The sequence below is a fragment of the Thermobacillus xylanilyticus genome (genome assembly GCF_907165215.1).
Lineage (GTDB): Bacteria > Bacillota > Bacilli > Paenibacillales > Paenibacillaceae > Thermobacillus > Thermobacillus xylanilyticus.
The window spans coordinates 18,728-31,288 of sequence record NZ_CAJRAY010000006.1 but is presented as its reverse complement, the minus strand read 5'-3'; the positions used below and the strand labels follow the sequence as shown (position 1 = coordinate 31,288).

Below are 12,561 nucleotides of genomic sequence, written 5' to 3'. Positions count from 1 at the left end.
GGCGTTGGCTACAACAAATGGAGCAATCTAAGGAACTGGAAGGCATTCTCGCCGTATGGAAGCCGGCCGGCTGGACGTCGCACGACGTCGTGGCGAAGGTGAGGCGATGGACGCGCATGCGGCGCATCGGGCACGCCGGCACCCTGGACCCGCAGGTGACCGGCGTCCTTCCGCTTTGTCTCGGCCGCGCGACGCGCGTCGTCGAATACATGCAGGAACTGCCGAAAGCGTATGAAACGGTCATGCAGCTCGGCGTCGCGACCGATACCGAAGATTTGACCGGTACGGTGCTTGATACGTCGGACGCGTCGCATGTGACCGAGGCGATGTTGCGGGAGGCGCTCGCGCGGTTCACCGGCGAGATCGAACAGGTGCCGCCGATGTATTCGGCCGTGAAGGTCGGCGGACGCAAGTTGTACGAGCTGGCCCGCGAAGGCAAGACCGTCGAGCGCAAGGCCCGCAAGGTGACGATTCATTCGCTGGAGCTCAGGTTCGCCGAGCTCGGCGTGCCGCGGCCGCGCATCGGCTTTGGGGCGGTCTGTTCCAAGGGCACCTACATCCGCACGCTGTGCGTCGACATCGGCCGCGCGCTGGGGGTTCCCGCCGCGATGGAATCGCTCGTGCGAACGATGTCCGCCGGACTCGGTGAATCCGACTGTCTGACGATGGAGCGGATCGAAGCGCTGGCCGCATCCGGCGAACTGGCCGATGCGCTGCTGCCGGTCGACCGGGCGCTGGGCCATTACCCGCGCATCGATGTGGGAGCGGCAGCGGCGGCCCGCGCGGTGCGGGGGCAGCGGGTCAAGCTGGCGTCCCCGCAACAAGAAGGGCTTGTCCGATTGTACGGCGCGGGCCGATTCGTCGGCCTGTTCGAAGCGGATGGCGATGCGGGCGTGCTTCGGCCGGTGAAGGTGTTCGCTTCCGCGGACGAATTCTGACGAAGCATTCGGCTCAAGTGAACTTCCGACCCGCAAATTGAGAGGAAATGCAGGTGCAATGCCTTGATCACGATCACGTTGCGTTACCCGTCCGATGAGCCCGGGGCGCCGGAAGACCGGCTGCCGAAGACGATGGCCATCGGCTACTTCGACGGCGTTCACCCGGGCCATCAGGCCGTCATCCGCAAAGCGGTCGAACTGGCGCGCTCGGCGGGGAAGCAGGCTTCCGTCATGACCTTCGATCCGCACCCGCGCGCGTTCTTCGGCCACGGAGAGGCGTATGCCGCATCGCTGACACCGCTGCCGGAGAAAATCCGGCTGCTCGGCGAGCTCGGTGTCGACATCGTGTATGTGGCCGTATTTGACCATGAATTTTCCAGCCTCGAGCCCGAAACGTTCGTCCGCGAACTGCTGATCGAACGCCTGAACGTGTCCGATGCGGTCGTCGGGTTCGACTTCACGTTCGGCCGCGGCGGCGCAGGCAATCCCGCCGTCCTCGCGGAACTCGGCGCGCCGGATCTCGCCGTCCATACGGTCGAGCCGGTGGCGGCGGCCGGAGCCAAAGTCAGCAGCTCGCGCATCCGGGAAGCGCTGGAACTGGGCGATGTGGCGCTTGCCGCCGGCCTGCTCAGAAGGCCTTACCGGATTTCCGGAGCGGTCGTGCACGGCGCGGCCCGCGGCCGGACGATCGGCTTCCCGACGGCGAACATCGAGCCCGACGGCCGTTATGTGCTGCCGCGGCTCGGCGTGTATGCGGTGAATGTGCGCCGGGGCGACGCATCTTATCCGGCCGTCATGAATGTCGGCGTCGCGCCGACGTTCTACGGCACGGGCGGAACGCCGAAGCTGGAGGCGCATCTGCTCGACTTCTCCGGCGATCTGTACGGCGAGCGGCTTGACGTGGACTTTGTCGCGTTCATCCGGCCGGAGCTGCGGTTTGACGGTGTCGCCGAGCTGATCGCGCAGATCCGGGAAGACGCGGAGCAGGCGCGGCGGCTTCTCGCCTTCGTCCGGCAGTAATCCGACAGTTTACTTTCATCCTGCGCATATGCTATACTTGATCTCGTTGCGGTCGAGCGCCGCAGCTTGTTGAACCGCAGCTTGGCTGTGCGACTCACCATCGGCGGCGAGGCTGTCGGCGATTTTCATAAGGAGGTGAACAGGGATGGCCATTACGCAAGAACGGAAGAACGAAGTGATCGAAGCGCACAAGACGCACGCTTCCGACACCGGTTCTCCGGAAGTTCAGATCGCTATCCTGACCGAGAACATCGCGAATCTGACCGAGCATCTTCGGGTACACAAGAAAGACCATCATTCCCGTCGCGGACTTCTCAAGATGGTCGGCAAGCGCAGAAAGCTGCTTGCGTATCTCAAGAAGAAGGATATCAATCGGTACAGCGCGTTGATCGAAAAACTCGGCTTGCGCCGATAACGCAAGCGGTAAGAAAGCAACCGGCTGCCCGAGCCGTCCCGCGGGACGGACATCGGCGTCTGGTTGCTTTTTGCCATTGGACAGGCAGGCGCATTGTGCTGTAAGGCTATGAAGGAGGAGTTAAATGGTACATCGAGTCGAGATGCAGCTCGGCGGTCGTCCGCTCGTGCTGGAGACCGGCCGGCTGGCGAAACAGGCGAACGCCGCCGTGACGGTACGCTACGGCGACACGGTCGTCCTGTGTACGGCGACCGCATCGAAGGAGCCGAAGGATCTGGATTTCTTTCCGCTCACGGTGAACTTTGAAGAGCGGCTCTATTCCGTCGGCAAAATTCCGGGCGGATTCATCAAGCGCGAAGGCCGTCCGAGCGAAAGCGCGATTCTGGCGAGCCGGCTGACCGACCGTCCGATCCGGCCGCTGTTCCCGGAAGGCTTCCGGAACGAAGTGCAGATCGTCGACATCGTCATGAGCGTCGACCAGGACTGTTCGCCGGAGATTTCCGCGATGATCGGCACCTCCGCGGCGCTCTCCATCTCCGACATTCCGTTCAACGGTCCGATCGGCGGCGTCATCGTCGGCCGCGTGGACGGCGAGTTTGTCATCAACCCGACGGTTGAGCAGGAAGAGCGCTCGGATATCCACGTCGTTGTCGCCGGCACGCGGGACGCGATCATGATGGTCGAAGCGGAAGCGGATGAAGTGCCGGAAGAGGTCATCCTCGAGGCGATCATGTTCGGACATGAGGAGATCAAGAAGATCGTCGACATGATCGACGAGCTGGTGCGCGTCGCCGGCAAGCCGAAGATGGAAGTGCAGCTCCACCAGGTGGACGAGGAAGTCAATCGCGCCGTCCGCGAATTCGCAAGCGCGCGGCTGATCGAAGCGATCCGCGTGCCGGAGAAGCAGGCGCGGCAGGATGCGATCGACGCCGTGAACGCCGACGCCGTCGCCCATTTCGAGCAAGTCTATGCCGAGACGCCGGAGAAGATGGCCGATGTGAAAGAAGTGCTCCATGACATCGTCAAGGAGGAAGTTCGCCGGCTGATCACCCACGAGAAGATTCGTCCGGACGGACGCGCCCTGAACGAGATCCGGCCGATCGAATGCGAGGTCGGGCTGCTGCCGCGCACCCACGGCTCCGGACTGTTCACGCGCGGCCAGACGCAGGCGATCAGCATCTGCACGCTCGGCGCGCTCGGCGACGTCCAGATTCTCGACGGCATCGACCTCGAAGAATCGAAGCGGTTCATGCACCACTACAACTTCCCGCCGTTCAGCGTCGGGGAAGCGAGGCCGCTCCGGGCTCCGGGACGGCGCGAAATCGGACACGGCGCGCTCGGTGAACGGGCGCTGGCGAAGGTCATTCCGCCGGAATCCGAGTTCCCGTACACGATCCGGCTCGTGTCCGAAGTGCTGGAATCGAACGGTTCGACGTCGCAGGCTTCGATCTGCGCGAGCACCCTGGCGATGATGGATGCGGGCGTGCCGATCAAGGCGCCGGTGGCCGGCATTGCAATGGGGCTTATCAAGGACGGCGAACAGTTCTCCATCTTGTCGGACATCCAGGGCATGGAAGACCACCTCGGCGACATGGACTTCAAGGTGGCCGGGACGGCGAAGGGCGTCACCGCGATCCAAATGGACATCAAGATCGACGGGATCAATCGCGACATTCTGTCCCAGGCGCTGGAACAGGCCCGCGAAGGCCGGATGTTCATCCTCGGCAAGATGCTCGAGGTCATCAAGGAGCCGCGCAAACAGCTGTCGCCCTACGCGCCGAAAATCATCATCATGCAGATCAACCCGGACAAGATCCGCGATGTGATCGGGGCCGGCGGCAAAATCATCAACAAGATCATCGAAGACACCGGCGTCAAGATCGATATCGAGCAGGACGGCAAGGTGTACATCGCTTCGGCGGATGAAGCGGCGAACGAGAAAGCGCGCCAGATCATCGAAGGGATCGTCAAGGACGTCGTCGTCGGCGAGATCTACGTCGGAACGGTCCGGCGGATCGAGAAATTCGGCGCCTTCGTCGAGATTCTGCCGAACAAGGAAGGGCTGGTGCACATCTCGCAGCTGTCGACCGAACGGGTCGCCAAGACGGAAGACGTCGTGAAGATCGGCGACAAGATTACGGTCAAGGTCACCGAGATCGACCAGATGGGCCGGATCAACCTGTCCCGCAAAGCGGTGCTCGTCGCGCAAGGCGCGAAACGGTGAGCGCCGGCAAAGCTTTAAGGAAAGAGCCAGATTACCGTCTGTCTCTTTTTTTATGCCGTTATGCGGCGCAGGGGCTCGGACTGAGGAATGCCGCGCGTTATATTCTTGTCCTCCTTCACATACAATGGTGGAGACTAAAGGCGAAGGAGCGCGGCCATGAAATGGAAGAAACTGGCGGCAGCCGCCCTGTGCGCGGCCGTCGTCTGGGGACTTGCGGTTTCAGTCAGGGCGATGGCCGATTATGTTCAGGCGGTCAAGGCGCAGGCCGCGGCCGGCGTGCGCACGTATGCCGCTCCGCAAGCGGCGGCGGGCGGCAAGGCCGATGCGCTGCTTGAACGGATCAAAGCGGCTGCGCCGCAGTATGCGGAACCGCCCGTCGATGCGGTCGTCGACCGCGTCTGGCATGCGATCCCCGGATACAACGGGGTCGAACTGGATATCGAGCGTACATACGCGGCGATGCGCCTGCTGCCGGAAGGCGCGCCGATCCGGCCCGTGCTGCGGGAGATCGAGCCGAAGGTCGGACTGGACGATCTCGGCCCCCATCCGATCTACCGCGGCAATCCGAAGAAGCGGATGGCGGCGCTCATGATCAATGTCGCCTGGGGCAACGAGCATCTCCCTTCCATGCTGGAGACGCTGAAGGCGAAGAACGTGCGCGCAACCTTCTTCTTCGACGGATCGTGGCTGGAGAAGAACGAAACGCTGGCCCGGCAAATTGCCGAAGGCGGCCACGAGTTGTCCAACCATGCCTATTCCCATCCGGACATGGCGAAGCTCGGACGAAACGAGCAATATCGGCAGATCGCGCGGACGGAAGCGCTGCTGAAAGAAAAACTCGGCGTGCGGGACAACAAGTGGTTTGCGCCGCCTTCCGGCTCATACAATGCGACGACCGTCCGGACGGCCGCCCAGCTCGGGCTGAAGACCGTGCTCTGGACGGTCGATACGGTGGACTGGAAAAGTCCGCCGCCGGAAAACATCGTGGCGAAGATTCGGCGAGACGCCGGCCCCGGGTCGCTCATTCTGATGCATCCCACCGCATCGGCGAGCGCCGCGCTGGCGGACATGATCGACGTGCTGCGAAGCAAGGGCATCGAGCCCGGGACGGTGTCCCGGACGCTGTCGACCGCCCGGGTGCCGCCGGTTGAGCCCGCACTTTGATTTTGGTATAGTGGAATCATTGACTTCGTCAGGGGGATACGCGGTGAATCGTTATACGCTGCAGAACGGTCTGCGCATCGTGGTCGAACCCATCCCGACCAGCCGTTCCGTCTCGTTCGGCATCTGGGTGAGGACGGGTTCCCGCGATGAGACGCCGGAGATCAGCGGCATCTCGCATTTGATTGAACACATGCTTTTCAAGGGAACGGCGAAGCGCAGCGCGAAGGATATCGCGGACCTTTTCGACGGCATCGGCGGCAACGTGAACGCGTTTACGTCGAAAGAGTACACCTGCTATTACGCGAAGGTGCTGGACCGGCATTTGCCGATCGCGGTGGAAGCGCTGGCGGACATGTTCTTCGAATCGCAGTTCGATTCGGGCGAGCTGGCCAAGGAGAAGAACGTCATCCTCGAGGAAATCGCGATGTACGAAGACACGCCCGACGACAAGGTGCACGACGAGGCGTCGCGGGCCGCATTCGGCGATCATCCGCTCGCCTATTCGATTCTCGGGCTGGAAGACCGGCTGCGCGCCATGCAGCCGGATGATCTCAGGGGCTACATGTCCCGGCAGTACCGGACGGACAATACGGTCATCGCCATCGCCGGCAACGTGGACGAGGGCAAGCTGCCGGAACTGCTCGAGCGCCATTTCGGCCGCTTCGACCGGCGCGGCGGAGGCACGAAGCCGGTTCCGCCGGTATTCCGGGGCGATTATATCTATCATCATAAGCAAACCGAACAGCACCATCTCTGCCTGTCGTTTCCCGGCTGCCCGATCGGCGACCCGAAGCTGTATGCGATGGTGCTGCTCAACAACGCGCTCGGCGGCGGGATGAGCTCGCGGCTGTTCCAGGAAATCCGCGAGAAGCGCGGACTGGCCTACTCCGTCTATTCCTATCATACGTCCTATGCCGACAGCGGCATCTTCACCATCTATGCGGGAACGGCGCCGAAGCAGACGAAAGAAGTGCTGGACGTGGCGCTCGAACAGCTGGCCGATCTCGCCGAAGGCGGGCTGACCGAGGCGGAACTTGAGCGCGGCAAGGAGCAGCTCAAAGGCAGCCTCATTTTGAGCCTGGAAAGCACGAGCAGCCGGATGAACCGGATCGGCAAGAACGAGCTGATGCTCGGACGCCACGATTCGCTCGACGAGATGCTCGAACGGATCGACGCGGTGACGCTGGATGACGTCCGGATGATGATCGACCGGATGTTTGCCGTTCCGTTCGCCGTCGCGGCGGTCGGACCGGACGATTCGGCGGTGTCCGCATTGAGGAGGGATTGTCTTGTACGAAGTTCGCATTAAACGGCTGCCCGGCGGCGAAGGTCTGCCGCTTCCGGAGCGGATGTCCGAATGGGCGGCGGGATTCGACGTTCACGCCGCCGTCGATGAGCCGGTGACGCTGGCCCCCGGCGAGCGCAGTCTCATTCCGACAGGCTTCGCCATGGCGATGCCGCGCGAACTGGAGGCGCAGATCCGGCCGCGCAGCGGACTGGCGCTCAAGCACGGCATCACATGCCTCAACACTCCGGGCACGATCGACGCCGACTACCGCGGCGAGGTGAAGGTGCTGCTGATCAATCTGGGCAGCGAACCGTTCACGATCCGGCGCGGCGACCGGATCGCCCAGATGGTGTTCCAGGAGGTGCCGCCCGTACGGCTGATCGAAGCGGACGAGCTGGACGACACCGGCCGCGGGGCCGGCGGATTCGGGCATACCGGGACCGGGGCGTAATTTTATCTTCATAATGCGTGCGATAAGGCTGTTCCGAAGGCGTCATGCCGCCGGAACGGCCTTTTTTCATGCCTTTGGCCTCCGCTCTTGCCTGAATCACCCGCGGAGCGCTTTCCGCATACGATGGTCTATAGCCCAGGTGCGGAAAGGAGTGGGAATGTGCTCACGGGCGCGAATATCGTGCTGGTCGGCGGCGATGCCAGGCAGCTTGAAGTCATCCGCAAGCTGACCGAACTCGACGCAACCGTGCTGGCCGTCGGCTTCGACGGGCTGAGCACGCCGTTGGACGGAGCCGTGCATGCCGAACTGGACGGACAATTGTTCGAAGACGCCGATGCCCTCATTCTGCCCGCAGTCGGCACCGACGACGACGGCACGGTGACGGCCGTATTCAGCGACAAGCAGCTTGTGCTGGAAGAAGCCTACATCGCCCGGCTGCCCAAGCATTGCAAGGTTTACACGGGAATGGCGAAGCCGTACTTAAAGGATTTGTGCGCGAAATACGGCATCGGTCTGGTCGAATTGTTCGAGCGGGACGACGTGGCGATCTACAATTCGATACCGACGGCCGAAGGCGCCGTCATGATGGCGATTCAACATACCGACATTACGATCCACGGATCGACGGCACTGGTGCTGGGAATGGGGAGGACAGGGCAGACGCTCGCCCGGACGCTCAGGGGAATGGGGGCGAGAGTGAAGATCGGCGTGCGGCGGGACGAACATTTTGCCCGGGCGTACGAGATGGGCTTCGAGCCTTTCTACATCAAGGATCTGGCGGCTCACGCGGGCAACCTCGACTTGCTTTTTAATACAATTCCGACTATGATAGTCACAGCACAGATCATTGCTCAAATGCCATCGCGCGCCGTCATCATCGACCTAGCGTCGAAGCCCGGCGGCACCGATTTCCGCTACGCCGAGCGGCGCGGCATCAAAGCGCTGCTCGCGCCCGGACTTCCCGGCATCGTGGCTCCGAAGACCGCCGGCCGCATCATGGCGGACTGTCTCGGCCGGCTCCTGATGGAAGACTTGCGGCTCGGGAGGGAGAAGCGATGAGCATTTGGCAAGGCAAGACGGTCGGGTACGGATTGTCGGGCTCACATTGCACGTTCGACGAAGTGATGCCGCAGATTCAGCGGTTCGTCGATGCGGGCGCGAACGTGGTGCCGATCATTTCACACAGCGTGCTTACGACGGACACCCGGTTCGGCACGGCGGAAGAATGGCGGCGCAAATTGAAGGAGATTACCGGGAACGAAGTCATTTCTTCCATTGTGGAAGCCGAGCCGCTCGGTCCTTCCAAACTGCTGGACATCATGACCATCGCGCCGTGCACGGGCAATACGACGAGCAAACTGGCCAACGCGATAACCGACAGCCCGGTGCTGATGGCGGCCAAGGCGCAGATGCGCAACTGCCGCCCGCTGGTGCTCGCGATTTCGACGAATGACGGCCTCGGCCTGAACGCGCCGAATATCGCGAAGCTGCTGAACGCCAAGAACATCTATTTCGTCCCGTTCGGCCAGGACAATCCGCAGCAGAAACCGAACTCGCTCGTCGCGAAGATGGATCTGCTGCTCGAGACATGCGAAGCGGCGCTGGAAGGCCGGCAGATTCAGCCGCTGCTCATCGAACGTTTCCGCAACTAGACCCCGGTCCTGCCCGCGGCCGCACCGTTCGGCTGATCGGTTGCAGCGGCCGGTTTCCCGTTCCATGGGCGAGAGGAGCGCAAGCACACTATGTCCGAACAAAAGCTGTACCATGTTGCGGTTGTCGGCGCGACAGGAGCCGTGGGGGAACAGATGATCCGGATGCTCGAATCGCGGAATTTCCCCGTGGGGGAGCTCAAGCTGCTTTCGTCCGCCCGGTCGGCCGGGACGAAGTTGAAGTTCCGCGGCCGTGAATATACGGTTCAGGAAGCGGGACCGGACAGCTTCGAAGGCGTCGAGATCGCGCTGTTCAGCGCGGGCAGCGACGTCAGCAGGAAGCTGGTGCCGCATGCAGCGGCCGCCGGAGCGGTATGCATCGACAACACCAGCGCGTACCGGATGGATCCGGAGACGCCGCTTGTCGTGCCGGAAGTGAATCCGGAGCAAATCGCCCGGCACAAAGGGGTCATCGCCAATCCGAACTGTTCGACCATCCAGATGGTCGCGGCGCTCAAGCCGCTCCATGACCGCTACGGCATCGCGCGGATCATCGTCTCGACCTATCAGGCGGTATCCGGCGCGGGGGCACGTGCGGTGACCGAACTGCTGCGTCAGACGGAAGAATTGCTTGCCGGCCGGAAACCGGAGCCGGACGTGCTGCCGGTCAGCTCGCTGCCGGTGAAGCATCAAATCGCATTCAACGCCATTCCGCAGATCGACAAGTTCCAGGACAACGGCTACACGTTCGAAGAAATGAAGATGGTGAACGAGACGAAGAAGATCATGGGCGATGATTCGATCGCGGTCACGGCTACCTGTGTGCGCATTCCGGTGCTGAGAGGTCATTCGGAATCGGTCTACGTCGAATTGAAAAGCGATTACGAGCTGGATGACGTCAGATCGCTGCTGTCGAACGCACCGGGCATTACGGTTGTGGACGATCCCGCAAGCCAGCGGTACCCGCTCGCGACCGAAGCCGAAGGAAGACCGGATGTCTTCGTCGGCCGGATTCGCCGGGATCTCACCCATCCGCGCGGACTCAACCTGTGGATCGTCTCCGACAATCTGCTCAAAGGTGCGGCCTGGAACGCCGTACAGATCGCGGAAACCATCGTGAACAGCCGCGGCTGAGGATCGCACGGGATCTTCGGTCCGGCCGACCCGTCAGACTGATTCGCCAACCGTCCATTGCGACAGCGGCCGTTCGTCGTCCTAGAGCAAGGGGCGTGAAGCGGACATGGCCATTCTGGTCCAGAAATTCGGCGGCACTTCGCTGGCGACGGACGATGCCCGAAGGCATGTGCTGCGGCATATCGTCCGCGAACGCGAGGCCGGGTATTCCGTTGTCGTCGTCGTCTCGGCCATGGGCAGGAGGGGCGATCCGTATGCGACGGATACGCTGCTGGCCTTGCCGGACAGCGAGAACTTGCCCGCCCGGGAACGCGATCTGATCGCGTCCTGCGGTGAAGTGATCGCCGCCGTCGTCCTGTGCGGACTGCTCTGCAACGAAGGCGTGCCGGCGGTCGTGCTGACCGGCGGCCAGGCCGGCATCCGGACGGACGGTCGTTTCGGTGCCGCGCGCATTACGCGCATCGAAACCGAACCGGTGCTGAGGCGGCTGGATGAAGGGACCGTCGTGATCGTCACCGGATTTCAGGGCATATCTCCCGGCGGCGATACGACGACGCTCGGCCGCGGCGGGAGCGACACGACGGCCGCGGCGCTGGGCGCTGCGCTCCGCGCGCAGCGGGTCGATATTTATACCGATGTGGACGGCATTCTGACGGCCGATCCGCGGCTCGTCGCCGAAGCGAGGCCGCTCAAGGCCGTCAGTTACGCCGAGATCAGCAATCTGGCCCGGCAAGGCGCGAAGGTCGTTCATCCGCGGGCGGTCGAAGTTGCGGCGCAGGCGGGCATTCCGCTCCGCATCCGGTCGACGTTCACGGACGACGAAGGGACGCTGGTGACGGGGCCGGGCATGTTCGCCGCGGGCGAGGTGCCCGATCGCCCGATCGTCGGCATCGCCCATACGGCCGGCGTGACGCAATTGACCGTCGCGTACGGCGCCTCGGAGCCGGGCGACATGCAGGTCCGGGTGTTCGGCACAATGGCCCGGCACGGAATCAGCATCGATTTCATCAATGTGACGCCGAGCGGATGCGTATACACGGTATTCGACGCCGACGCCGACCGGGCGATCGGGCTGCTCAGCGAACTGGGCTGCGCGTACTCGGCCATCCGCAACTGCGCCAAGGTGTCTGTCGTCGGCGGTGGCATGAACGGCGTTCCCGGCATCATGGCGGCGATCGTCGAAGCGCTGACCGACGAAGGCATTCCGATCCTGCAGAGCGCGGATTCGAACGCGTCGATCTGGGTGCTCGTCCGTCAGGCGGATATGGCGGACGCGGTGCGCGCGCTGCATGCCAGGTTCGGCCTTGACCGGCCGGCAGCCGCGGCGCATGAAGCGTCCCAACTGGCACAGGAGGAGTCGTAATGGATTTCGGAAGATTGATTACCGCCATGGTCACCCCGTTCGACGCGGAAGGCAAGATCGACTGGGAGACCACCGGTCGGCTCATCGATTATCTGATCGGCGAGCAGCAGACCGACAGCATCGTCGTCTGCGGTACAACCGGCGAATCGCCGACGCTGGACGATGAAGAGAAAATCGCCCTGTACAAATTCGCGGTTGAGCGGGCAGCCGGACGGGTACCCGTCATTGCCGGCACGGGCAGCAACAACACGGCGCACTCGATCCATCTGACGAAGGAAGCGGAGGCCGCCGGAGCAGACGGCGTGCTGCTCGTCTCGCCTTATTACAACAAGCCGAGCCAGGAAGGCTTGTATCAGCATTTCCGCGCCATCGCGGAATCGACGAAACTGCCGGTCATGCTGTACAACGTTCCCGGACGGACGGGAGTCAACCTCAACGTCGACACGACGCTGCGGCTTGCCGAAATCCCGAACATCGTCGCGACGAAGGATTGCGCGCCGACGGAGCAGCTGACCGCCATCGCGGCCGGAGCGCCGGCGCATTTCAAGGTGTACAGCGGCGATGACAGCCAGACGCTGCCCGCGCTGGCCGTCGGAGCGTACGGCATTGTCAGCGTCACAAGCCATATTATCGGCCGCGAAATGAAACAAATGATCAACGCATATGTCGAAGGCCGGACAGCGGAAGCGGCCAGACTGCATCAGCAGTTGTCGCCGATCTTCAAGGGGCTGTTCAACTGCCCGCATCCGGTGACGAATCCGGTGCCGGTGAAGTATGCCCTGAACCATCTCGGCATCCCGGTAGGCGGGGTGCGCTTGCCGCTTGTGCCGCTCACCGAAGCCGAGGCGGCCTTCGTGCGCAATCTGCTGGACAATCGCGAATAGGAGCAAGCGTAGTCGGAGAGACCGATGCACG

General features: G+C 62.9%; 12 protein-coding genes. All 12 read left to right on the top strand.

All coding sequences use genetic code 11. The annotated features are described in order from the left end of the window. Positions 1–17: 17 nt before the first annotated feature. Positions 18–938, top strand: a complete 921-nt coding sequence (gene truB / locus KJQ12_RS01600) for a tRNA pseudouridine(55) synthase TruB (protein ID WP_244860361.1) — start codon at positions 18–20, stop codon at positions 936–938. 63 nt (positions 939–1,001) lie between these two features. Further along, positions 1,002–1,958, top strand: a complete 957-nt coding sequence (locus tag KJQ12_RS01595) for a bifunctional riboflavin kinase/FAD synthetase (protein ID WP_213483209.1) — start codon at positions 1,002–1,004, stop codon at positions 1,956–1,958. Between the two features lie 145 nt (positions 1,959–2,103). Beyond that, complete coding sequence (rpsO, locus tag KJQ12_RS01590; protein WP_015254919.1) at positions 2,104–2,373, top strand: 30S ribosomal protein S15; 270 nt, start codon at positions 2,104–2,106, stop codon at positions 2,371–2,373. A 124-nt stretch (positions 2,374–2,497) separates the two neighbouring features. Then, complete coding sequence (pnp, locus tag KJQ12_RS01585) at positions 2,498–4,597, top strand: polyribonucleotide nucleotidyltransferase (protein WP_213483208.1); 2,100 nt, start codon at positions 2,498–2,500, stop codon at positions 4,595–4,597. 156 nt (positions 4,598–4,753) lie between these two features. Further along, positions 4,754–5,761: a polysaccharide deacetylase family protein gene (locus KJQ12_RS01580; protein WP_213483207.1), complete on the top strand. Its 1,008-nt coding sequence runs from the start codon at positions 4,754–4,756 to the stop codon at positions 5,759–5,761. A 43-nt stretch (positions 5,762–5,804) separates the two neighbouring features. Further along, a complete protein-coding gene (locus KJQ12_RS01575) occupies positions 5,805–7,070 on the top strand; it encodes a M16 family metallopeptidase (protein WP_213483206.1) in 1,266 nt (421 codons plus the stop codon). Then, positions 7,051–7,500, top strand: coding sequence for a dUTP diphosphatase (gene dut / locus KJQ12_RS01570; protein WP_015254915.1), 450 nt, complete (start codon positions 7,051–7,053; stop codon positions 7,498–7,500). The genes KJQ12_RS01575 and dut overlap by 20 nt, the downstream gene beginning before the upstream one ends. Positions 7,501–7,659: 159 nt before the next feature. After that, positions 7,660–8,559, top strand: coding sequence for a dipicolinate synthase subunit DpsA (gene dpsA / locus KJQ12_RS01565; protein ID WP_213483205.1), 900 nt, complete (start codon positions 7,660–7,662; stop codon positions 8,557–8,559). Beyond that, complete coding sequence (locus KJQ12_RS01560) at positions 8,556–9,152, top strand: dipicolinate synthase subunit B (protein WP_213483204.1); 597 nt, start codon at positions 8,556–8,558, stop codon at positions 9,150–9,152. Before dpsA ends, KJQ12_RS01560 begins: the two co-directional genes overlap by 4 nt. Positions 9,153–9,242: 90 nt before the next feature. Next, complete coding sequence (locus KJQ12_RS01555; RefSeq protein WP_213483203.1) at positions 9,243–10,283, top strand: aspartate-semialdehyde dehydrogenase; 1,041 nt, start codon at positions 9,243–9,245, stop codon at positions 10,281–10,283. A 106-nt stretch (positions 10,284–10,389) separates the two neighbouring features. Next, positions 10,390–11,646, top strand: coding sequence for an aspartate kinase (gene dapG, locus KJQ12_RS01550; protein WP_213483202.1), 1,257 nt, complete (start codon positions 10,390–10,392; stop codon positions 11,644–11,646). Continuing rightward, positions 11,646–12,530: a 4-hydroxy-tetrahydrodipicolinate synthase gene (dapA, locus tag KJQ12_RS01545; RefSeq protein WP_015254910.1), complete on the top strand. Its 885-nt coding sequence runs from the start codon at positions 11,646–11,648 to the stop codon at positions 12,528–12,530. Before dapG ends, dapA begins: the two co-directional genes overlap by 1 nt. The last annotated feature ends 31 nt before the right edge of the window (positions 12,531–12,561 follow it).